20 protein-coding genes are annotated in these 22360 nt (G+C 71.6%); 10 read left to right on the top strand and 10 right to left on the bottom strand.

The annotated features are described in order from the left end of the window. The first annotated feature begins 246 nt into the window (after positions 1 to 246). On the top strand, positions 247 to 597 hold the full coding sequence (locus tag ACIA8F_RS22430; RefSeq protein ID WP_327254199.1) for a WhiB family transcriptional regulator: 351 nt from the start codon (positions 247 to 249) through the stop codon (positions 595 to 597). 29 nt (positions 598 to 626) lie between these two features. Here the strand turns inward: ACIA8F_RS22430 and ACIA8F_RS22425 are convergent, their stop codons facing one another. Both ACIA8F_RS22425 and ACIA8F_RS22420 read right to left on the bottom strand, forming a co-directional pair. Further along, a complete protein-coding gene (locus ACIA8F_RS22425; RefSeq protein WP_399381151.1) occupies positions 627 to 2015 on the bottom strand; it encodes an ArsA family ATPase in 1389 nt (462 codons plus the stop codon). Next, complete coding sequence (locus tag ACIA8F_RS22420; protein WP_399381149.1) at positions 2012 to 2992, bottom strand: ArsA-related P-loop ATPase; 981 nt, start codon at positions 2990 to 2992, stop codon at positions 2012 to 2014. Before ACIA8F_RS22420 ends, ACIA8F_RS22425 begins: the two co-directional genes overlap by 4 nt. Before the next feature lie 76 nt (positions 2993 to 3068). On the opposite strand from ACIA8F_RS22420, the gene ACIA8F_RS22415 reads away from it, so the two are divergent. From ACIA8F_RS22415 to ACIA8F_RS22400, 4 genes are all read left to right on the top strand, one after another. After that, entirely contained in the window at positions 3069 to 3233 is a 165-nt protein-coding gene (locus ACIA8F_RS22415; protein WP_112447450.1) for a DUF4177 domain-containing protein, read from the top strand. Continuing rightward, positions 3230 to 3703, top strand: a complete 474-nt coding sequence (locus tag ACIA8F_RS22410) for a RidA family protein (protein ID WP_399381147.1) — start codon at positions 3230 to 3232, stop codon at positions 3701 to 3703. The genes ACIA8F_RS22415 and ACIA8F_RS22410 overlap by 4 nt, the downstream gene beginning before the upstream one ends. A gap of 158 nt (positions 3704 to 3861) precedes the next feature. After that, the gene (locus ACIA8F_RS22405) at positions 3862 to 4803 is read left to right on the top strand and encodes an NUDIX hydrolase (RefSeq protein ID WP_399381146.1); all 942 of its coding nucleotides are present in this window, start codon (positions 3862 to 3864) and stop codon (positions 4801 to 4803) included. After that, positions 4800 to 5645, top strand: a complete 846-nt coding sequence (locus ACIA8F_RS22400; protein ID WP_399381145.1) for an MBL fold metallo-hydrolase — start codon at positions 4800 to 4802, stop codon at positions 5643 to 5645. The genes ACIA8F_RS22405 and ACIA8F_RS22400 overlap by 4 nt, the downstream gene beginning before the upstream one ends. A gap of 31 nt (positions 5646 to 5676) precedes the next feature. Here ACIA8F_RS22400 and ACIA8F_RS22395 read toward each other — a convergent pair whose 3' ends face one another. Beyond that, complete coding sequence (locus ACIA8F_RS22395) at positions 5677 to 6486, bottom strand: nucleotidyltransferase domain-containing protein (RefSeq protein ID WP_399381143.1); 810 nt, start codon at positions 6484 to 6486, stop codon at positions 5677 to 5679. 133 nt (positions 6487 to 6619) lie between these two features. Continuing rightward, positions 6620 to 7294, bottom strand: coding sequence for a Crp/Fnr family transcriptional regulator (locus tag ACIA8F_RS22390; RefSeq protein WP_003981529.1), 675 nt, complete (start codon positions 7292 to 7294; stop codon positions 6620 to 6622). A gap of 397 nt (positions 7295 to 7691) precedes the next feature. Between ACIA8F_RS22390 and nth the strand changes: the two genes are divergently transcribed. From nth to ACIA8F_RS22375, 3 genes are all read left to right on the top strand, one after another. Further along, positions 7692 to 8501, top strand: a complete 810-nt coding sequence (gene nth, locus ACIA8F_RS22385) for an endonuclease III (RefSeq protein ID WP_399381141.1) — start codon at positions 7692 to 7694, stop codon at positions 8499 to 8501. A 142-nt stretch (positions 8502 to 8643) separates the two neighbouring features. Beyond that, positions 8644 to 9405, top strand: coding sequence for an NUDIX hydrolase (locus tag ACIA8F_RS22380; protein WP_399381139.1), 762 nt, complete (start codon positions 8644 to 8646; stop codon positions 9403 to 9405). Between the two features lie 13 nt (positions 9406 to 9418). After that, entirely contained in the window at positions 9419 to 10621 is a 1203-nt protein-coding gene (locus ACIA8F_RS22375) for a MarP family serine protease (RefSeq protein ID WP_399381280.1), read from the top strand. Positions 10622 to 10975: 354 nt separating this feature from the next. Here the strand turns inward: ACIA8F_RS22375 and ACIA8F_RS22370 are convergent, their stop codons facing one another. From ACIA8F_RS22370 to ACIA8F_RS22350, 5 genes are all read right to left on the bottom strand, one after another. Next, positions 10976 to 11944 carry an alpha/beta fold hydrolase gene (locus ACIA8F_RS22370; RefSeq protein ID WP_399381138.1) on the bottom strand — a complete coding sequence of 323 codons (969 nt, stop codon included), beginning with the start codon at positions 11942 to 11944 and terminating at the stop codon, positions 10976 to 10978. After that, entirely contained in the window at positions 11941 to 12399 is a 459-nt protein-coding gene (locus ACIA8F_RS22365; RefSeq protein WP_254385539.1) for a phage holin family protein, read from the bottom strand. The genes ACIA8F_RS22370 and ACIA8F_RS22365 overlap by 4 nt, the downstream gene beginning before the upstream one ends. Before the next feature lie 53 nt (positions 12400 to 12452). After that, entirely contained in the window at positions 12453 to 13898 is a 1446-nt protein-coding gene (gene nhaA, locus ACIA8F_RS22360) for a Na+/H+ antiporter NhaA (protein ID WP_399381136.1), read from the bottom strand. A gap of 201 nt (positions 13899 to 14099) precedes the next feature. Next, positions 14100 to 16055: an acetate--CoA ligase gene (gene acs, locus ACIA8F_RS22355; RefSeq protein WP_399381134.1), complete on the bottom strand. Its 1956-nt coding sequence runs from the start codon at positions 16053 to 16055 to the stop codon at positions 14100 to 14102. A gap of 205 nt (positions 16056 to 16260) precedes the next feature. Beyond that, positions 16261 to 18666: a SulP family inorganic anion transporter gene (locus ACIA8F_RS22350; protein ID WP_399381132.1), complete on the bottom strand. Its 2406-nt coding sequence runs from the start codon at positions 18664 to 18666 to the stop codon at positions 16261 to 16263. A gap of 235 nt (positions 18667 to 18901) precedes the next feature. Between ACIA8F_RS22350 and ACIA8F_RS22345 the strand changes: the two genes are divergently transcribed. Next, positions 18902 to 20251, top strand: coding sequence for a hypothetical protein (locus tag ACIA8F_RS22345; RefSeq protein WP_399381131.1), 1350 nt, complete (start codon positions 18902 to 18904; stop codon positions 20249 to 20251). Here ACIA8F_RS22345 and ACIA8F_RS22340 read toward each other — a convergent pair. Continuing rightward, the gene (locus ACIA8F_RS22340) at positions 20205 to 21215 is read right to left on the bottom strand and encodes an ATP-binding protein (RefSeq protein ID WP_399381129.1); all 1011 of its coding nucleotides are present in this window, start codon (positions 21213 to 21215) and stop codon (positions 20205 to 20207) included. The genes ACIA8F_RS22345 and ACIA8F_RS22340 overlap by 47 nt on opposite strands. Positions 21216 to 21324: 109 nt before the next feature. Between ACIA8F_RS22340 and ACIA8F_RS22335 the strand changes: the two genes are divergently transcribed. Next, positions 21325 to 22185, top strand: coding sequence for an oxidoreductase (locus tag ACIA8F_RS22335; RefSeq protein WP_399381127.1), 861 nt, complete (start codon positions 21325 to 21327; stop codon positions 22183 to 22185). Positions 22186 to 22360: the final 175 nt, after the last annotated feature.

Raw genomic sequence — 22360 nt, 5'->3', positions numbered from 1 at the left:
GAATCTCGCCTCCTGTGATCAGCATGCCCCGTCGATTTCACCCAAATCGCCGGAATGGTCGGGCATGTCGCAGGATCACTCCGTCGGGTGATCTGCCGCTTACCCATAGTCCGTTCGGACCATTCAAGATTGGGCCCGTCGGGGGTGTTGCACTGTGCCCGCCTTCCGTAACGTCCTCAACTGGCAGCGGTGAATATGCCGCTACCGCCGTGGGGGAGCCTCGATTCGGGAGAGGACGGCGCCGGGATGGGCTGGGTTACCGACTGGAGTGCGCAGGCAGCCTGCCGCACTACCGATCCGGATGAACTGTTCGTTCAAGGAGCGGCACAGAACAGGGCCAAGGCGGTGTGCACCGGATGTCCGGTGCGGACCGAGTGCCTGGCCGATGCGCTCGACAACCGTGTCGAGTTCGGAGTGTGGGGCGGAATGACCGAGCGGGAACGACGTGCGCTGCTGCGCCGGCGTCCCACCGTCACCTCGTGGCGGCGCTTGCTCGAAACCGCCCGCACGGAGTACGAGCGCAGTACGGGCATCCTCACCATGGATGCCGACGAGGAGATCGACGTTCCGTACGAGGCGTACCTGGCAGCCGGGTAGACCACCCGGGCACCATGTCGTAGGAACGCCTAAGCTCCGGCCGGAACCCCGGCCGCGAGTCGCTCTCCGATGGCCCGCAGCCCGGCGAGGTCGTGTACGTCGCCGGGCAGGGCGGCCACTTCGGCCACCGCCACCTCGGGGTGCAGCGAGGTGAAGCGGTCACGCGTGCGCTGTTCGCGCGCGATGACCTGCATGCGTTCGGCGTGCAGGCGCAGCAGCCCTGCCGTGATCACGTCCACGTCGGCGTCCACGTCTGCGTTCGCGTCCGCGCGGGTCTCCGCGTCGGCGCGCGCGTCCGTGTCCGCGCTCGTGTCCGCGCCGGCTTCTACGGTGTCGGCGCCGGTCTCTCGCGCAGTGCGGGCGGCGGTGTCGGTGTCGGTCTCCGGGTCGGCCTCGGTGGAGTCACGAAGTCCAGCTTTCCCGGACTCCTGATCCACAATGCCGCCTTCTTCAAGATTCTCCGCGGCGGCCAACGCCCGCTCCGCGGAGAGCTGTTCGGCGTCGCTGCCGTGCACCCGGTTCAGGACCAGCCCGGCCAGCGGCATCCGCTCAGCGGCCAGCCGCTCCACGAAGTACGCGGCCTCGCGCAACGCGTCCGGTTCGGGCGCGGAGACCACGAGGAACGCCGTACCGGGGGCCTGGAGGAGCTGGAAGGTCGCGTCCGCGCGGGTGCGGAAGCCGCCGAACATCGTGTCCATGGCGGCCACGAAGGTCTGCACGTCCTTCAGCAGCGAGGCACCCATCAGCTTGCTCAGCGTGCCCGTCATCATCGACATGCCGACATTGAGGAACTTCATCCCCGCCCGGCCGCCCACCTTCGCCGGAGCCATCAGCACCCGGATGAACTTCCCGTCCAGGAAGGACCCCAGGCGCCCCGGCGCGTCCAGGAAGTCCAGCGCGGAGCGGCTCGGCGGGGTGTCCACCACGATCAGGTCCCAGTCGTCCCGGGCCCGCAGCTGCCCCAGCTTCTCCATTGCCATGTACTCCTGCGTGCCCGCGAAGCCGGCCGACAGGGACTGGTAGAAGGGGTTGGCGAGGATGGCCTGCGCGCGCTCGGGGTCGGAGTGGCCCTCGACGATCTCGTCGAAGGTCCGCTTCATGTCGAGCATCATGGCGTGCAGCTCGCCGCCGGCGCCGCCCTCGGCTCCCTGCACGCCCTTCACCCGGCGCGGGGTGTTGTCGAGCGAGTCGATCCCCATCGACTGGGCCAGCCTGCGCGCCGGGTCGATGGTCAGGACGACCACCTTGCGCCCGCGCTCCGCGGCCCGTACCCCGAGCGCCGCGGCGGTGGTGGTCTTGCCGACCCCGCCCGCCCCGCAGCACACGATGATCCGGGTCTGCGGATCGTCCAGCAGCCGGTCGACCTCCAGCCGCGGGGGAGTCTCCATCGTCGCCTCCGTCGTTCCGGTCTCGCTCATTCCTCGCCCACCTGCTTCCGCAGCTCCGCGGCGAGCCCGTAGAGCCCGGCCAGGTCGATCCCCGCGCCGAGGGCGGGGAGTTCGTACGTCGGCACGTCCAGCTCCGCCAGCACGGCGCGCTGGGCGCGCTCCAGCTCCACCCGGCTCGCGTGCTCCGAGGCCTGCGCGAGCAGCGGGCCCACCAGCCGTTCGGCCGGCCCGCCGCGCCGGGCGCTGCCGAGGCCGGCCCGGGACAGCGCCCGGGACACGTCGGAGCGCCGCTCGCCCGCGGCGGCGCGCAGGGCGTCCTCGTCGAGGTGGTGCGGCCGGACCATGTTGACGATGACCCGCCCCACCGGCAGGCCCGCCTGCCGCAGTTCGGCGATCCCGTCGGCGGTCTCCTGCACGGGCATCTCCTCCAGCAGCGTGACCAGGTGCACGGCCGTCTCGGGGGACTTGAGCACCTTCATGACGGCCTGCGCCTGGTTGTGGATCGGCCCGAACCGGGCCAGGCCCGCCACCTCGTCGTTGACGTTCAGGAAGCGGGTGATCCGGCCGGTCGGCGGAGCGTCCATGATCACGTGGTCGTAGACGAACCGGCCGGCCTTGTCCTTGCGCCGGACGGCCTCGCAGGCCTTGCCCGTCAGGAGCACGTCCCGCAGCCCCGGCGCGATGGTCGTTGCGAAGTCGATGGCGCCGAGCTTCTTGAGGGCGCGGCCGGCCGAGCCGAGCTTGTAGAACATCTGGAGGTAGTCCAGGAGCGCCCGCTCCGCGTCGATGGCGAGCGCGTAGACCTCCCCGCCGCCCGAGGCGACGGCGATCTTCCGGTCCTCGTAGGGGAGCGCCTCCGCCCCGAAGACCTGGGCGAGGCCCTGCCTGCCCTCGACCTCCACCAGAAGTGTCCGCCTGCCCTCGCGCGCGAGGGCGAGCGCGAGTGCCGCGGCGACCGTGGTCTTGCCGGTGCCGCCCTTGCCGCTGACCACCTGGAGCCTGCTCACAGGGCCCGAGCCTAATTCCTCCCGGGCGGCGGCGGTGGTGGCGGGGCCCCGCACGGCAGGCACTACGCTCGCTCCCATGACCAAGAAGTTCGAATACGCGACCGTCCCGCTGCTGGTCCACGCCACCAAGCAGATCCTGGACACCTGGGGCGAGGACGGCTGGGAGCTCGTCCAGGTCGTCCCCGGCCCGAACAACCCCGAGCAGCTCGTGGCCTACCTGAAGCGGGAGAAGGCGGCATGAGCGGAGCGGTCGAGGCGCGGCTGGCCGAACTCGGCCTGACCCTGCCCGAGGTCGTCCCGCCGCTGGCCACGTACCAGCCGGCCGTGCGGTCGGGTGCCTACGTGTACACCGCCGGCCAGCTCCCGATGGTCAAGGGCAACCTGCCCGTCACGGGCAAGGTCGGCGCCGAGGTCTCGGCGGAGCAGGCCAAGGAACTGGCCGCGACCTGCGCACTGAACGCGCTCGCCGCGGTGAAGTCCGTCATCGGCGACCTCGACAAGATCGCCCGCGTCGTGAAGGTGGTGGGCTTCGTCGCCTCCGCCCCCGACTTCACCGCCCAGCCGGGCGTGTTGAACGGCGCGAGCGCGCTGCTGGGCGCCGTCCTCGGCGACAAGGGCGTCCACGCCCGCAGCGCGGTCGGCGTGGCGGTCCTCCCGCTCGACGCCCCGGTCGAGGTCGAGATCCAGGTCGAACTGGTCCCGGGAGCCTGACCTCAGCGTCCCCGGAGGGGCCGGATTGCCCGTAGGGCAGTTCCGGCCCCTCCGGCGTGTGAGGAGCGGGGTCCGGGGCGGAGCCGGGCACTGGCCCGCGCAGCGGTGCTCCGGGGCCACCCCTCGAACATCGGCCCGGATGCCCGTAGCATCCCGCCATGCCGAATGGTCAGTACGGTCAGCAAGAGACCTCCGCCGGAGGTCAGTGGTACCCGCCGGAGTGGCCCGACCGCATCCGCGCCCTCGCGGACGGCGCCCTCACCCCGGTGGAACCCAGGCGCGCCGCCACCGTGATGCTGCTGCGCGACACCCCCCAGGGCCCCGCCGTGCACATGCTCCGCCGCCGTGCCGAGATGGCCTTCGCCGGAGGCGCGTACGCGTATCCCGGCGGCGGCGTGGACCCCCGCGACGAGGACCACCTCATCGGCTGGGCCGGCCCGAGCCGCGGCGAGTGGGCCGAGCGGCTGGGCACCGACCCCGCCACCGCCCAGGCGATCGTCTGCGGAGCCGTCCGGGAGACCTTCGAGGAGGCCGGGGTGCTGCTCGCGGGCGAGTCCGCGGACACCGTCGTCGGCGACACCACCGGCGAGGACTGGGAGGCCGCCCGCGCGGCCCTGGTGGCCCGTGAGCTGTCCTTCGCCGAGTTCCTCGACCGCCGGGGCCTGCACCTGCGCTCCGACCTGCTCGGTGCGTGGGCCCGCTGGATCACCCCGGAGTTCGAGCCGCGCCGCTACGACACCTGGTTCTTCGTCGCGGCCCTCCCCGAAGGCCAGCGCACCCGCAACGCCTCCACCGAGGCCGACCGCACGGTCTGGATCCGCCCCGCCGACGCGGCCGCCGGGTACGACAAGGGCGAGCTGCTGATGATGCCGCCCACCATCACCACCCTGCGCTCCCTGGAGCGGTACGGGAGCCCCGCCGAGGCCCTCGCCGCGGCCGGCGCCCAGGACCTGACCCCGGTCCTCGCCCGGGCCGCCCTGGAGGGCGGGGAGCTCGTCCTGAGCTGGCCGGGCCACGACGAGTTCACCAAGCGCGTCCGCCTCGGCGCCGCCGGCCCCGCACAGCCCGGCCCCGCGCACCCGGGAGGAGCCCCCGCATGACCGATGCCGCCGCCCTGCCCGGCCAGCCGCGCGGAATGGTCGCCTCCGGACCGGCCACCGCCCGCGCGGTCAAAGTCCTGGCCCCGAACGCCTCCCCGATGACCCTCGACGGCACCAACACCTGGATCGTCTCCGAGCCCGGCTCCGACCTGGCCGTGGTGATCGACCCCGGCCCGCTGGACGACGTACACCTGCGCGCGGTCGTCGCCGCCGCCGAGCGGGCGGGCAAGCGGGTCGCGCTCACCCTGCTCACCCACGGACACCCCGACCACGCGGAGGGCGCGGCCCGCTTCGCCGAGCTGACCCGGACGAAGGTCCGCGCCCTGGACCCGGCCCTGCGCCTCGGCGACGAGGGCCTGGCCGCCGGGGACGTGATCCGTACGGGCGGTCTGGAGCTGCGCGTGGTGGCCACGCCCGGGCACACCGCGGACTCCCTCTGCTTCCACCTGCCGGCCGACCGGGCGGTCCTGACCGGCGACACGATCCTGGGGCGCGGCACCACCGTCGTCGCGCACCCCGACGGGCGGCTCGGCGAGTACCTGGACTCCCTGCGCCGGCTGCGCTCGCTGACGGTCGACGACGGGGTCCACACGGTGCTCCCGGGGCACGGGCCGGTCCTGGACGACGCGCAGGGAGCGGTTGAGTTCTACCTCGCCCACCGCGCGCACCGCCTCGCGCAGGTCGAGACGGCGGTCGAGAACGGCCTGACCACCCCCGGGGCCGTCGTGGCCCACGTCTACGCGGACGTGGACCGGTCGCTGTGGCCGGCCGCGGAATGGTCCGTACGCGCGCAGCTGGAGTACCTGAAGGAGCACGGGCTGATCCCCGGGGCCCCCGAGTGAGCGGGCCGCAGGCGGGCTTGGCGGACACCCCCTAGCCCGCCGGACGGGCCGTCTTCGTCCCGTGCAGGGCCGTGTACTCGTCCGCGAGCCACGGGCCGAGGTCCTCGGTGTAGCCGCGCAGCACCGCCGGGTCGGCGACCGGGTCCAGCGCGGCGGCGGCCGCGGCGCGCATCTGGTCGGCGCGCTCGGGGTAGTACCGCGCGAACACCTCCGCCGACTCGGCGAGGTCGCTGGTCCAGCCGCCCCACCGCGGCATCACGAGGGTGAACCCGGTCCGCACCAGGTGCCGGGAGACGGCCCGGCACAGCTTCCGGTACTCCTCCGGGGTGGCCGCGTCCCGGATCCGCTCGCGCACGGCCGGCAACAGCGCGGCCAGGTCGCCGTTGGTCTCGCGGGCGAGCAGGCCGTCGGGGCGGTAGCGGGGCAGGTGCTCGGCCAGGTCCGCGCCGAGCAGCGGGGTGCACAGGCAGGCGAGGAACCAGCCCAGGTCGTAACGTTCCGCCTCGCTCAGCAGCCGGTCCTTGCCGTACAGCAGCACCCCGACCCCGTCGATCTGCGCGAACTCCTCGTCGAGGCCGCGCGCCAGTGCCTCGGTGGTGTCGCGGTCCTCGTCGCCGGGCGGGTGGTGCAGGGCGATCAGCAGGTCGAGGTCGGAGCGCCCGGGCCGTGCGGTCCCGCGCGGCACGGACCCGTAGAGGTAGGCGCTGTGCAGCCGTCGCCCGTACGCCTCCCCGATCCGCTCCCGCGCGGCGGCGACGAGCCCCCGGAACTCGGCCTGCACCTGCCCGAGCGACCCCTCGCGCTCGAAGTACCCGTACGCGTCAAGGCCTCTGTGCTCCATGGGTCCACTGTGCACAATCCGGCCCCGCCGGCGTCGGGGGGCGCGGGGGCCGAGTCCCCGCAATGGCGCCGCGGGCACACGAAAAGGGGCCCCGCCCACCCGGGCAGGACCCCTCTACCGGCTAGGACCGGCGTCAGCGCGAGCGCTTCGCGAGCCGCTCCACGTCCAGCAGGATCACCGCACGCGCCTCCAGGCGGAGCCACCCGCGTCCCGCGAAGTCGGCCAGCGCCTTGTTCACGGTCTCGCGCGACGCGCCGACGAGCTGGGCCAGCTCCTCCTGCGTGAGGTCGTGCACGACGTGGATGCCCTCTTCCGACTGCACGCCGAAGCGGCGCGACAGGTCGAGGAGCGCACGGGCCACGCGGCCCGGCACGTCGGAGAAGACCAGGTCGGACATCTGGTCGTTGGTCTTGCGCAGCCGCCGCGCGACGGCGCGCAGCAGCGCGGTCGCCACCTCGGGCCGGGCGTTCAGCCAGGGCTGGAGGTCTCCGTGACCCAGACCGAGCAGCTTGACCTCGGTCAGCGCGGTGGCGGTGGCGGTGCGCGGGCCCGGGTCGAACAGCGACAGCTCGCCGATCAGCTCACCGGGGCCGAGGACGGCCAGCATGTTCTCGCGGCCGTCGGGGGAGGTGCGGTGCAGCTTCACCTTGCCCTCGGTGACGACGTAGAGCCGGTCACCGGGGTCGCCCTCGTGGAACAGGGCGTCACCACGTGCGAGGGTCACCTCGCCCATGGAGGCGCGGAGCTCCGCGGCCTGCTCGTCATCGAGCGCCGCGAAGAGCGGGGCACGCCGCAGTACGTCGTCCACGAGTCTCTCTCCTATGTCGACCAGCCGGGGGATCGCTCCCCCATTTTGCCGGACGGCTCAAACAGTGCGATCAATCACGTTCATCACAAGGATGCCGGACGTACGGGTGTGCTGTGCGGCGAGAGGCCGATCGGGACGGTGTTACCTGAGGTCCGGGAGTGTCGTCGCCCCCGTGTCCCGGACCGGCCGGGTGTCCAACAGGCCGGTGAGAGCACAGGCCAAGGGGTCCGGGGGAGTGACGGCCACGGAGAATTCAGCCGTGGGCGAACACGGCCGGGCGGGAGCCCTCCCGGAGCAGTCGCGCCCGGTTCAGGGCAAAACTTGGGCCAAGAAACCCCGCCCGGGCGGAGGCCACGTACGGCCACGGGCGGAGGGCTGTGCGGCGTAGCCTTCGGGGATGGCAGAGAGCAAGGTCAAGAAGGCCGGGGCGAAGCCGGAGAGCCATCTGGCGATGGTGCGGCGGGCACGCAGGATCAACCGCGAGCTGGCGGAGGTCTACCCGTACGCGCACCCGGAACTCGACTTCCGCAACCCCTTCGAGCTGCTGGTCGCCACCGTCCTGTCCGCGCAGACCACCGACCTGCGCGTGAACCAGACGACCCCGGCGCTCTTCGCGGCGTACCCGACCCCCGAGGACATGGCCGGAGCCGATCCGGAGGCGCTGGAGGAGATCATCCGGCCGACCGGTTTCTTCCGGGCCAAGGCCAAGTCCCTGCTCGGCCTCTCGCAGGCCCTGCGCAACAACTTCGGCGGTGAGGTGCCCGGCCGGATCGAGGACCTGGTGACGCTCCCCGGGGTGGGCCGCAAGACGGCGAACGTGGTCCTCGGCAACGCCTTCGGCGTCCCCGGGATCACCGTCGACACCCACTTCGGCCGACTGGTGCGGCGCTGGAAGTGGACCGAGCAGGAGGACCCGGAGAAGGTCGAGGCGGAGATCTGCGCGATCTTCCCGAAGAGCGAGTGGACGATGCTCTCGCACCGCGTCGTCTTCCACGGCCGCCGGATCTGCCATTCCCGCAAGCCCGCCTGCGGAGCCTGCCCGATCGCCCCGCTCTGCCCGTCCTACGGGGAGGGCGAGACCGACCCGGAGAAGGCGGCGAAGCTCCTGAAGTACGAGAAGGGCGGCCAGCCCGGCCAGCGCCTGACCCCGCCCCCGGACTACCCGGGCCTGCCGGCCCTGCCACTGGGCAGCTCCTCCGCCCCGTGAGCCCCAGGGCTTACGAGCCTTGCCCCATCCCGTCCGGATCCCGGCCGGCCCCGGCAACGGACCCGCACTTGCAAGGAACGAATCGCTGCCCGCACCGCGTTTGGCGGTGTGGGGAAACGCAGAAGCACGGACAGGGGTGCCTATGACAGAGGCCACGCAGAACCGCCGGGCGGGCACCGCCGCGCACGGGACCCCGTACGACGCCCAGAGCGGCCGGACCCAGGGCGGCCGGCGCGGAAGCATCGACCTCCGCACCGAGGGGCTGCCCGGCTGGCTGGATCCCGTCGTCGAGGCGGCCCGGACGGTCCGGCCCGCGCAGCTCAGCCGGTTCCTGCCGCCGGAGGACGGCCGCGGCCGCCAGTCCGCGGTGCTGATCCTCTTCGGCGAGGGCCCCCGCGGCCCCGAGCTGCTGCTGATGGAGCGTGCCGGCACCCTGCGCTCGCACCCCGGCCAGCCCTCCTTCCCCGGCGGCGCCCTCGACCCCGAGGACGGCGACCCGCGCACCACCGGCCCGCTGCGCGCCGCGCTGCGCGAGGCCGAGGAGGAGACCGGCCTGGACCCGGACGGGGTCCAGCTCTTCGGGGTGCTGCCCCCGCTCTACATCCCGGTCAGCGAGTTCGTCGTGACCCCGGTGCTCGGCTGGTGGCGCGCACCCAGCCCGGTCGGCGTGGTCGACCCGGCCGAGACCGCCCGCGTCTTCACGGTGCCCGTGGCCGATCTCACGGACCCCGGGCACCGGGTCACCGTCGTGCACCCCGGTGGCTTCCACGGCCCTGCTTTCACCGTGGAATCGGCTCTGGTCTGGGGTTTCACCGCCGGGGTGATCGACCGGATCCTGCACTTCGCCGGCTGGGAGCGTCCCTGGGACCGGTCTCGGGAAGTCCCGCTCGACTGGCGCTCATGAGACGGTGACCCCTGTGAACGTGCTGGACATCTTGTTGCTGCTCGCCGCCGTATGGTTCGCGATCGTCGGCTACCGCCAGGGCTTCGTCGTCGGCATCCTGTCGGTGATCGGCTTCCTTGGCGGTGGTCTCGTCGCCGTGTCCCTGCTGCCCCTGATCTGGGACCGGGTCACCGACAACGGCACCCAGGTGTCCACCACGGTCGTCGTCATCGCCGTGGTCGTGATCATCATCTGTGCCTCGATCGGCCAGGCGCTGACCACCCACCTGGGCAACAAGCTCCGGCGCCACATCACATGGTCCCCGGCCCGTGCGCTGGACGCGACGGGCGGCGCCCTGGTGAACGTGGTCGCGATGCTGCTGGTGGCCTGGCTGATCGGGTCCGCGCTCGCCGGTACGTCACTTCCCACGCTGGGCAAGGAAGTCCGCAGCTCCAAGGTGCTCCTCGGCGTCTCCCGGGTCCTCCCCGCGCAGGCGAACACCTGGTTCTCGGACTTCAGCTCCACCCTGGCCCGCAACGGCTTCCCGCAGGTCTTCAGCCCGTTCTCCAACGAGCCGATCACCGAGGTCCAGCCGCCCGACCCGCTGCTGGCGCGCAGCCCCGTGGCCCAGGCCGCCAAGCAGTCGATCGTGAAGGTCGTCGGCACGGCGCCCTCGTGCAGCAAGGTGCTGGAGGGCACCGGATTCGTCTTCGCGCCGGGCAAGGTGATGACCAACGCGCACGTCGTCGGCGGGGTCGGCGAGCCGACGGTGCAGGTAGGCGGCGAGGGCAAGCTCTACGACGGCAAGGTCGTGCTCTACGACTGGGAGCGCGACATCGCGGTCCTGGACGTGCCCAAGCTGAAGGCGCCCGTGCTGGAGTTCACCGACAAGGACGCGGCGAGCGGCAGCGACGCCATCGTCGCGGGCTTCCCGGAGAACGGCTCGTACGACGTCCGCTCGGCGCGCGTGCGCGGCCGGATCAACGCCAACGGCCCGGACATCTACCACCGCGGAACCGTGCGACGGGACGTCTACTCCCTGTACGCGACGGTCCGCCAGGGCAATTCCGGCGGCCCGCTCCTGACGCCCGAGGGCAAGGTGTACGGGGTCGTCTTCGCGAAGTCGCTCGACGACCCCAACACCGGTTACGCCCTGACCGCGGACGAGATCCGCGAGGACATCAGGACCGGGTCCACGGCGGACCGGCGGGTCGACAGCCAGGGCTGCGCCCTCTGAACCCCGAGGGGAGCCCCGGGGGAGCCCTGAAGGGGGTCCTGAAGGGCTTCCGTGGCCCTGCCGGGCCCCTGCCTACGTGCGTTGGTGCCTGAGCCGGGCGGAGACCCAACGGGCCCGCCGGCGCAGGATGCGCGGAATCCCGAGGCGGGGGTCGTCGTGGCCTTCGCGGCCCTGCCCCCTGTGCGTGCCCGGCGTGACCGTCGAGCGGCGTTCGTGTGCGGTGTCACCGTGGTCGTGCATCCAGCTCATACTCCGACTGGTGCCCGTGGCCCAAGGTCGGTAATCGCGCTGGGGGCGGCTATTTGGCCTATGCGTCAGGCAATTGAATGCTTGTCATATAAGCGGCTGAACGGTTTAGCGGTCGGGCTCGGGATCCTTCAGCCAGTTGACCAGCTCGGTGGAGAACGCCGCCGGGTCCTCCTCGTGGGGGAAGTGCCCGAGCCCGTCGAAGAGCCGCCAGCGGTACGGGGCTTCGACGTACTGCCCGGACCCCGCCGCGCTCCGCGTCCGCATCACCGGATCGAGCGAGCCGTGCAGGTGCAGGGTCGGCACCCGTACCGGCCGCTTCATGCGCCGGTTGAACTGCAGGCCGTCGGGCCGGGCCATGGACCGCATCATCCAGCGGTAGGGCTCGACCGAGCAATGCGCCGTGGAGGGGATGCACATCGCCCGCTGGTACACCGCGATGTCGTCCTCCTCGGGAAGCCGCGGACCCGACCAGTCCCGGATCAGCTCGCCCACGAGCGCCCCGTCGTCGGCGACGAGCTGCCGCTCGGGCACGAACGGCCGCTGGAAGCCCCAGATGTGCGAGCTGGCGCGGGTCTGCCCGAAGTCGGACAGCATCGCGGACCGCCAGCGGCGCGGGTGCGGCATCGAGGAGACCACCAGCCGGCGCACCAGCTTCGGCCGCATCACCGCCGCCGTCCAGGCGAGGTATCCGCCCAGGTCGTGCCCCACGAGGGCGGCGTCGGGCTCACCGAGGGACCGTACGACCCCGGTGATGTCCAGCGCCAGGTTGGCCGGGTCGTAGCCGCGGGGGGTGCGGTCGCTGCCGCCCACCCCGCGCAGGTCCATCGCGACCGCCCGGTAGCCCGCGTCGGCCAGCGCGATCATCTGGTGCCGCCACGTCCACCAGAACTGCGGGAACCCGTGCAGGAGCAGCACCAGCGGTCCGTCGCCCAGCTCGGCGACGTGGAACCGCGCCCCATTGGCCGCGACGTCCCGGTGCGTTACGTCCCGCCCGCCGGGGAAGGCGATCCGGACCGCCGTGGCGGCGGTGGGGGGCGTACCGGACGAGCCGGAATCCGACGAGGGGGAGGTCATGAAGACGAGCGTGCCACACCCACGGCGTTGTCACTGACCGAGCGGGCATGGGGCTTGACGGTGCCGACGAGGGCCGCGGTCTCCTTGACCGAGGCGATGGTCTTCACCGGCGGCTTGATCTTCTTGAACTTCGCCATGGCGATCAGCCCGATCACGGCCGCGAGCAGCCAGAACGCCACGCCGACGATCAGGAAGGACCAGGCCAGCCCGAGGCCGAGGTTGTGGATCCCGTACGCCGCCGCGAAGCTCAGCACCGGCAGCGAGAAGAGGAGGAGCACGCCGGCGGCGATCGCGGCACCGCTGCCGATGCCCGCGCGCTTGACGTCCTGCTTGATCTCCACCTTGGCGAGGGCGATCTCGTCGTGCACCAGGGCGGACATCTCGGCGGTGGCCGAGGCGACCAGCTGGCCGAGTGTGCGCTCGGCTCCTGGGGCCCCTTGGTCCACTGCGCTCATCGCTCTCTCCCTCTGTCGTCCGACTGCGACGGCTGTCCTGTCGTCAGGTCAGATCATGCCGGACGGCCGCCGTCGGCGCTGGACCCGCCCGCGGCTTCGGCCGCCGCTTGCCGTGCACCGGCCGCGGCCTCCTCGGCCCTGCGCAGGTGCTCCGCGGCCTTGGCCTCGTAGATCTTCGCCATCCGCAGGTGGTAGTCCGGCTTGTCCTGCTCGTAGATGTCGGGGATGCCGTCGGCGTCCTCGTCGCGCTCCTCGTCGTCGGTGAGCGCCTTGTACTTGCGGTTGCGCATCTTCAGCAGGATGCCCGCGAGGACCGCGGCGATCAGCGAGCCGATCAGGACGGCGGCCTTGACCTCGTCGGCGAGGACGAGGTCGTCGGTGAAGGCGAGCTCGCCGATCAGGAGCGAGACGGTGAAGCCGATGCCGGCGAGCGAGGCGACCGCGAACACGTCCGGCCAGGCGAGGTCGTCGTTGAGCTCGGCCTTGGTGAAGCGGGCGGCGAGCCAGGTGCCGCCGAAGATGCCGAGCGTCTTGCCGACGACGAGGCCGAGCACCACGCCGAGGGTCTCGGGCCGGGTGAAGACCTGTCCGATGGCCTCGTCGGAGAGCGAGACGCCCGCCGAGAAGAGGGCGAAGAGCGGCACGGCCAGACCGGCCGAGATCGGCCGGACCAGGTGCTCGATGTGCTCGCCGGGGGAGTGCTCCTCGCCCTCCTTGCGGTGGCAGCGCAGCATCAGGCCCATGGCGACACCGGCGATGGTGGCGTGGACTCCGCTGTTGTACATCAGGCCCCAGATGACCAGGGCGAGCGGGACGTAGACGTACCAGCCGCGCACGTTCACGCGGAGCAGGAACCAGAAGAGGACCAGGCCCGCGACCGCTCCGCCGAGCGCCAGGAAGTTGATCTCGCTGGTGAAGAACACCGCGATGATCATGATGGCGAACAGGTCGTCGACGACGGCCAGGGTCAGCAGGAACGCGCGCAGGGCGGACGGCAGCGAGGTGCCGATGACGGCGAGGACGGCCAGCGCGAAGGCGATGTCGGTGGCGGTCGGCACCGCCCAGCCGTCCGTCGAGCCGTTGCCGATCACGTTGGTCAGTACGTAGACCAGCGCGGGCACGGCCATGCCGCAGAGCGCGGCGATGACGGGGAGCGCGGCCGCCTTGGCATCGCGCAGGTCGCCCGCGACGAGCTCGCGCTTGAGCTCGATGCCGGCGACGAAGAAGAAGACGGCGAGCAGGCCGTCGGCCGCCCAGTGCTGGAGGGACAGGTCCAGGCCGAGGGAGGCGGGGCCGATGTGGAAGGACCGGACACTGTCGTAGCTCGCCGAGATGGCGGGCACGTTCGCCCAGACGAGGGCGGCGATCGCGGCCGCGAGGAGGAGGACGCCGCCGACCGTCTCGGCGCGCAGGGCGTCGGCCACGAAGCGGCGCTCCGGCAGCGAGAGGCGGCCGAGGAGCTTGCGGCTCTGGGTGTCGGTGGGGTTGGGCGCGGCCACGGGGGGCACCTCCGGGGTGGGTTGGACGGCATGGCGGAACACGTTGCCGACCAGACTTCCCGGCGCACCCTGTGGAGTAATTCTTTAAGTATCTAATACTTTACAGGGTGTACGCATGGGCGGATCCGGTGATCGTCACTTTATGTGCGAAAGGGGCATCCGGCGCGGCGCGCCGGATGCCCCTCACCGTGTGTCGGGACCTCAGTCCTCGCTGCCGGCGGCGGGCAGCTTGCTCTGGATCAGGTCCATGACGGAGGAGTCCGCGAGGGTGGTGACGTCGCCGACGGCGCGGTTCTCGGCCACGTCGCGCAGCAGGCGGCGCATGATCTTGCCCGAGCGGGTCTTCGGCAGCTCCTGCACCGGCAGGATGCGCTTCGGCTTGGCGATGGGGCCGAGGGTGGCACCCACGTGGTTGCGCAGCTCGCCGACCAGGGTGTCCGTCTCGGAGGCGCTGCCGCGCAGGATCACGAAGGCCACGATGGCCTGACCGGTGGTCTCGTCGTTCGCCCCGACGACGGCCGCCTCGGCGACCGAGGGGTGCGAGACGAGGGCCGACTCGACCTCGGTGGTGGAGATGTTGTGGCCGGAGACCAGCATGACGTCGTCGACGCGGCCGAGGAGCCAGATGTCGCCGTCCTCGTCCTTCTTGGCGCCGTCGCCGGCGAAGTACTTGCCCTCGAAGCGGGACCAGTAGGTGTCGATGTAGCGCTGGTCGTCGCCCCAGATGGTGCGCAGCATGGACGGCCACGGCTCGGTGAGGACGAGGTAGCCGCCTCCGCCGTTCGGGACCTCGTTCGCCTCGTCGTCCACCACGGTGGCGGCGATTCCGGGCAGCGCGCGCTGCGCGGAGCCGGGCTTGGTGTCGGTGACGCCGGGCAGCGGGGAGATCATCATCGCGCCGGTCTCGGTCTGCCACCAGGTGTCCACGATCGGGCAGCGGTCGCCGCCGATGTGCTTGCGGTACCAGATCCAGGCCTCGGGGTTGATCGGCTCACCGACCGAGCCCAGCACGCGCAGGCTGGAGAGGTCGAACTTCGCGGGGATGTCGTCTCCCCACTTCATGAAGGTGCGGATCGCGGTGGGTGCGGTGTAGAGGATGGTGACGCCGTACTTCTGCACGACCTCCCAGAACCGGCCCTGGTGCGGGGTGTCCGGCGTGCCCTCGTACATCACCTGGGTGGCGCCGTTGGCGAGCGGCCCGTAGACGATGTAGGAGTGCCCGGTCACCCAGCCGATGTCGGCGGTGCACCAGTAGACGTCGCTCTCCGGCTTCAGGTCGAACACCGCGTGGTGGGTGTACGAGGCCTGCGTGAGGTAGCCGCCGGAGGTGTGCAGGATGCCCTTGGGCTTACCCGTGGTCCCCGAGGTGTAGAGGATGAACAGCGGGTGCTCGGCATCGAAGGCCTGCGGCGCGTGCTCGGCGGACTGGCGCTCGACGATCTCGTGCCACCAGACGTCCCGGCCCTCGGTGAAGGCGGTGTCCTGGCCGGTGCGGCGCACCACCAGGACGTGCTCGACCTGCGGGCACTTGGCGACGGCCTCGTCGATGGCGGGCTTCAGGGCGGAGGGCTTGCCGCGGCGGTAGCCGCCGTCGGAGGTGATGACCAGCTTCGCGTCGGCGTCCTGGATGCGGGAGGCGACGGCGTCGGCGGAGAAACCGCCGAAGACGACCGAGTGCGCGGCGCCGACGCGGGCGCACGCGAGCATCGCGACGACCGCCTCGGGGATCATCGGCAGGTAGACGGCGACCCGGTCGCCGGCCTGCACGCCCAGCTCGGTCAGGGCGTTCGCGGCCTTGGAGACCTCGTCCTTGAGCTCGGCGTAGGTGATCGAGCGGCTGTCGCCGGGCTCGCCCTCGAAGTGGATGGCCACGCGGTCGCCGTTGCCGGCCTCGACGTGTCGGTCCACGCAGTTGTACGCGACGTTCAGCTTGCCGTCCGCGAACCACTTCGCGAAGGGCGGGTTGCTCCAGTCGAGCGTCTCGGTGGGCTCGGTGTCCCAGCTCAGGCGGCGCGCCTGCTCGGCCCAGAAGCCCAGCCGGTCCGCGTCGGCCTGTGCGTACGCAGCCTCGGTCACATTGGCGGCGGCGGCCAGATCGGCAGGCGGTGCGAACCGCCGCTCCTCCTTGAGCAGATTGGCCAGGCTTTCATTGCTCACGACGCATCTCCCTTTCCCAGGGTGTCCGTTGTGTCCCCGGTTGTGTCCCCGGGCATAGCTCATCAGTCAATGGCCCGGGTGACAAGAGGTTGCCGGGAATTGGTGTAGACCTATTACCCTCCCGTGCCCACGCACGAGTGGCCCCCTCCCGCGGCAGGGCGCGGAAGGGGGCCACCGAATGGCACGGATACGGGAGGGTATCGGTTCAGCCGCGGACCGTGCCCGCGCCGACGGTGTCGAAGACCCGGCAGTCGAAGAAGTCCTGCCCCTCCGACAGCAGGTAGGCCTGTGCCTCGCCCACGTGGAAGTACATCCCGTGCAGCTCCAGCGTGCCCTCGGCGAGTCGGCGGGCCACCGATTCGTGGGCCTTCAGGTGCTCCAGCTGCTGCACCACATTGGTCAGGCACAGCTGCTCCACGGCGTCCGCCGGCAGCCTCCCGGAGATCCGTGCCCAGGCGTGGTGGCGGCTGGCCATCCGCTCCAGGCTCGGCAGGCCGTGCCGCAGCCAGCGCCGCAGCGGGGTCATGGGCACCCCGGGCACGGAGTTGAGCAGCGCCTGCATGGCCCCGCACCCCGAATGCCCGCACACCGTGATGCTGTCCACCTGGAGCACGTCCACGGCGTACTCGATGGCCGCCGCGACCGAATCGTCCGTGGACTCGGCCCCCGGGAGCGGGACGAGATTGCCGACGTTGCGGACCGTGAACAGGTCCCCGGGGCCGCTCGCCGTGATCATGCTGGTCACCAGGCGGGAGTCCGCGCAGGTGAGGAAGAGCTGGGAGGGCCGCTGTCCCTCCCGGGCCAGCCGGGCCAGCTCCTCGCGCACGTGCGGAGCGGTGTCCCGCTGGAAGGCACTGATCCCGTTGGCCAGTTGTCCGGCGCCGCGCCCGCGGGGCCCGGCCGGCCGGGCCGGGGCGGGGGCCGGGGCGGGAGGTGCGGCCGGGCTCTCGGCCGCCGCCTGGTCCGTACGGTCCACCGTGCCGCGGTGGTCGCAGTGGTTCTGCCACGGGGTCCAGGGCCGGCAGCACTGGTGGTCCCCGCGCTGCGCCCCGCGCTGGGTGCCTCGCTGAGCGCTTCGCTCGGCCCGCTGGGCCTGCTCGGCTTCGGCGATCCTGGCTCCCGACCGGCCGGTGACCTCCAGCGAGCCCCCGTGGGCCAGGTGGGAGTCCTGCCAGTCCTGGAGGGTCTCGTAGGCCGCGTGGTCCATGAAGGAGCCGTCCAGCTCGATGACGGCGTGCCCGTGGTGCGGGATCTGGTTCAGCACGCGGCTCAGCCGCGGTACCGCGAGGAAGGTCAACTGCCCGCGGGCCCACACCCGGTGGACCCCGCTGTCGAGCAGCTCGACGGTGATCCGGGTCCGGGCCAGGCGGTGCAGGGCCAGGGCGACGGCCATCGCGATGCCGATGGCGACGCCCTCCAGGACCCCGCCGAGCACCACGGCCACGATGGTCGTGGCGTACACGAGGATCTCGCGGTGCCGGGTGACGGTGCGCAGGTGCGTGGCGCTGACCATCTGCACGCCCACCGCCATCACCAGCGCGGCGAGTGCGGCGAGCGGGATCAGGTCGAGGGCGGGGACGAGCAGTCCGGCGGCGAGCAGGATCCACAGCCCGTGCAGCATGACCGAACGGCGGCTGACGGCGCCGGCCTTGACGTTCGCCATGCTGCGGACGGCGCCGCCCGCGACGGGCAGCCCGCCCAGCGCGCCGGAGACGATGTTCGCCGCGCCCTGGCCGCGCAGTTCGCGGTTGAGGTCGGCCCGTGGGGGACGCCCCGCGGTGCCCCGCTGGGCGGCGATCAGCTTGTCGGTGGCCACGGCCGAGAGCAGGGATTCCACGCTGCCGACCAGGGTGATGGTCAGGACCGCGGCGATGATGCCGAGGACCGGGCCCTCGGGGAGTTCCGGCAGGGCGTGGCTGCGCCAGGACGGCAGGTCCACGCGGGGCAGGCTGAGCCCGGCCAGGGCGGCGCAGGCCGTGGCGACGGCGACGGCGGCCAGCGCGGCGGGCACCTTGCGCAGGGCCCGCCCGGTGCGCCCGGGCAGCCGCGGCCAGCAGAGCAGGACGGCCAGGGTGAGCACGCTGACGCCGAGTGCGGCGGGATGCAGATCGGCCAACTGGTCGGGAAGTCCGCGGACGTTGGCCAGGGCGGAGCTCTGCGGGGTGCCGCCGAGCACGATGTGCAGCTGGGCCAGTGCGATCGTCACGCCGACACCGGCGAGCATCCCGTGGACGATCGCGGGGCTGACCATCAGCGCGGACCGGGCGGTCCGCAGTGCGGCCAGGCCGAGCTGGCACACCCCGGCGAGCACGGTGATGGCACAGGTGGTTCGCCAGCCGTAGTGCTGGATCAACTCGGCGGTGACGACGGTGAGTCCGGTCGCGGGACCGCTCACCTGGAGCGGTGTCCCGCCGAGCCGCGCGGCCACGATCCCGCCGGCCGCCGCGGCGACGAGCCCCGCCTGGAGCGGGGCGCCGGTGGCCAGGGCGATGCCGAGGGAGAGCGGCAGGGCGATCAGGAAGACGGCCACGGAGGCGGAGAGGTCGGCCTGGAGGCCGCCCGGAAGGCCTTTGGCGGGGGGAGGGGAAGTGGGGGAGGGGATGGCGGTCATAGGTCCCGTCTCCTCGGGGGAGGGGTGAAGCGGCGGGAGTCTCAACACTCGGTAAATGAACGGTAATGGAGAGTAAAGGTCTGTGGTGAGTAATGCGGGCAAACGGCCTAGGAATTAGCGCTCACGAGTGATTAGGCATTTAGTCCGGCTTGTCACACCTTCCTTAAAACGGACCGCATGGGACGTTGCGGCGCGGAAGTCCTGCGATGGAACTGCGAGGGAAGAGGTGCGGCGGATGACTGCCACCACGAAGAGGACCGCCACGAAGAAGGCAGCCGGGAAGAGGATCGCCGGCGGCCTCGTCGCCACGGCTCTGGTCCTGGGAGTGGCCGGGTGCAGCACCTCGGAGCCCGCCGGCCGTCCGGCCCCCGGAGGTCAGGCGGCGAAGAAGGGCGCACCCGTCCCGGAAGGCCCGGCTCCGGGCAGCGTCAAGCGGCTCATCGGGGACGGCTCGACCTCGTACACGGGCCTGCAGCCGAACGTACGAAAGGCGGAGAAGCTGAAGCCCGGCGAGAAGCCGCCGCAGTTCGTCGTCTATTCGTGGGACGGGGCGGGCGAGGACAGCCAGAAGCTCTTCTCGCATTTCCGTGAGGTGGGCAAGAAGTACAACGCCCGCATGACGTACTTCCTCAGCGGCGTGTACATGCTCCCGGAGGAGAAGCGTTCCCTCTACACCGCGCCCCAGCACTCCGCGGGCCGCTCCGACATCGGCTTCGGCGACCCCCAGGGCATCAAGGACACCGCCGAGCAGGTGCGCGGGGCCTGGCTGGAGGGCAACGAGATCGGCACCCACTTCAACGGCCACTTCTGCGGACCCGAGGGCGGGGTCGGGACCTGGTCCGTGGACGAGTGGAAGAGCGAGATCAACCAGGCGAAGTCGTTCGTCAAGAACTGGAAGACGAACTCGCCCGCGTTCAAGGACATGGAGGCGCTCCCCTTCGACTACGAGAAGGAGATGATCGGGGCCCGCACCCCCTGCCTCGAAGGCCAGAAGAACTTCATGCTGGCGGCCAAGGAGATGGGCGGCTTCCGCTACGACTCCAGCGGCATCAGCAAGCAGATCTGGCCGAAGAAGACGGACGGCCTCTGGGACATCCCGCTCCAGCTCGTCCCCATGCCGGGCCGCGCCTTCGAAACGCTCAGCATGGACTACAACTACCTGGTCAACCAGTCCGGGACCACCACGCAGGGCGACCCCTCCCAGCACGCGTACTGGGGTGAGCAGATGCGCGACGGCCTGGTCAAGGCCTTCGAGCGGACCTACCAGGGCAACCGCGCGCCGCTGATCATCGGCAACCACTTCGAGTCCTGGAACGGCGGCACCTACATGCACGCCGTCGAGGACTCCATCAAGACCATGTGCACCCAGAAGGACGTCCGCTGCGTGCCCTTCCGCGAGCTCGTGGACTGGCTCGACGCCCAGGACCCGAAGGCCCTGGAGTGGATGCGCACCCTCGACGTCGGCGAGGCGCCGAAGGAGGGCTGGAACAAGTTCCTGACGGCGGGGCCGCCGGCCAAGCCGGCCGCCCCCGCCGGGGTCAAGCCGGCTGCGGAGCCGGCTGAAGCGAGTCAGAACGAGGAGTGAGCAGTTCCCGTAGGACGAAACCGGGGTCGATCTGGTCCGCCAGGTCGACCCCGGTCTTCGCGTTGCCCCAGCTCTCCGCGTTGCGCAGGTGGAAGTGGACCATCTGCTGCGTGTACCGCTCCCAGTCGCGGTGCGCGTAGGAGTCGTCGGCCGCGTCCTGCAGCGACTGCAGGGCCAGCCGGTTGGTGGCCTCCAGCAGCTCGAAGGCGGCCGGGCGGCCCTTCTCCATCGCGCGCACCCAGTCCGACTGACCGACGGTGACCAGCAGGTCCTCGCCGGCCTCGTCCTGGAGGAACTCGATGTCCTCCGGGCCCTGCACCTTGTTGCCGACGACCTTGAGGGTGATCCCGAAGTCCCGCGCGTACTCCTTGTACTGGCGGTAGACGGAGATGCCCTTGCGGGTCGGCTCGGCGACCAGGAAGGTCACGTCGAAGCGGGTGAACATGCCCGAGGCGAAGGAGTCGGACCCGGCCGTCATGTCGACGACGACGTACTCGTCCGGGCCGTCGGCGAGGTGGTTGAGGCAGAGCTCGACCGCGCCGACCTTGGAGTGGTAGCAGGCCACGCCCAGGTCGGACTCGGTGAACGGCCCCGTCGCCATCAGCCGTACGGGCTCTCCGTCGAGCGTCAGGGTGCGCGCGCAGGCGTCGTAGACGGGGTTGTCCTCGTCGACCCGGAGCAGCCTGGAGCCGGTGCCGGGCGGCGTGGTCTTGATCATCGTCTCGGCGGAGGCGATGCGCGGGTTGGAGCCCCGCAGGTAGTCCTTGATGAGGGGCAGGTGCGCGCCCAGCGCGGGCAGCGAGGCCGCGTCGTCCTCGCTGAGTCCGAGCGCGGTGCCCAGGTGCTGGTTGATGTCGGCGTCCACCGCGACGACACGGGCTTCATTGGAGGCGAGGTGGCGGATGAAAAGGGAGGACAGCGTGGTCTTGCCGCTGCCGCCCTTCCCCACGAAAGCGATCTTCATGTTCACGAAGCGTAGTGGGTCGGTGGCTTTGTGTTGTATCCCTGAGTGAAGAACACCACTCCAAGGAGGGGTCGGTGCTATGGGGGAGCAGTGCGTAGGCTCCTTACTTATGAGTAGCGCCTCTGCTTCCGCCGCCCCGGCCTCTTCTGGAGCCGCCGCCGCCGATCCGCTCGCCCCGCTGGCCGGTCTGCCGGGCGTCGCCGAGTCCGTGGATTCCGTACGCAAGGCCGTGGACCGGGTCTACGGCCACCGCGTCATGCGCCGCCGCGCCGGTGAGATCACCTCGGAGGCCGCGCTGCGCGGAGCCCGCGGCAGCGCGGCGCTGTCCGGGGCCGACTGGGCGCTGGAGGAGGTCCGCCGCCGGTCCGACTTCGGCTCGGAGCCGGAGGCGCGCACCGTGGGCGCCGCCCTGCGCCTGACGGCGGAGGCCGGCCAGCTGCTGAGCATCTGGCGCCAGTCGCCGCTACGGGTCCTGGCCCGCCTCCACCTGGTGGCCTCGGGCTCCACGGCCGACGGCGACGTGGTCGGCCGGCCCCGGCTGGCCGGCGAACCGGTGGACGAGCCGCTGATCGACCTGCCCCTGCCCGATGCCCAGGAGGTGGCGGGCCGGCTGGACGGGCTCTCCCGCCTGATCATCGCGGGCGGCTCCGCCCCGGCGCTGATCACGGCGGCGGTGGTGCACGGCGAGCTGCTCGCGCTGCGCCCGTTCGGTTCGTACAACGGGCTGGTGGCGCGGACGGCCGAGCGGATCGTGCTGATCAACAGCGGTCTGGACCCGAAGGCGATCTGCCCGGCGGAGGTCGGTCACGCGGAACAGGGCCGGGAGGCCTATGTGACGGCCTTCGAGGGCTACGTCTCCGGGACCGCGGAGGGGATGTCGGCGTGGATCGCGCACTGCGGGCGCGCGATCGGGCTCGGGGTCCGGGAGTCGACCGCGGTCTGCGAGGCGCTCCAGCGCGGCGCGGCCTGAGGCTTCCGGGAGGCCCCCGTCGGGGCGGCCGGAGCCGGACATGGGTTGCGGCGACACCGTACTGCTCTGGTGTCGCCGCTGGCACTTACGCCCAGTTACCAAGCGTCCTCGATGATTGCCCATCAGGTCGGGAGCTTTGCCCGTCACCTGGTGCGGCTGGCCCGTAATCGACGGG

This window comes from Streptomyces sp. NPDC051563, assembly GCF_044454225.1.
Classification (GTDB): Bacteria; Actinomycetota; Actinomycetes; order Streptomycetales; family Streptomycetaceae; genus Streptomyces.
Note: the sequence above shows the minus strand (reverse complement) of the source record. Positions and strands in the feature narration are given on the sequence as shown.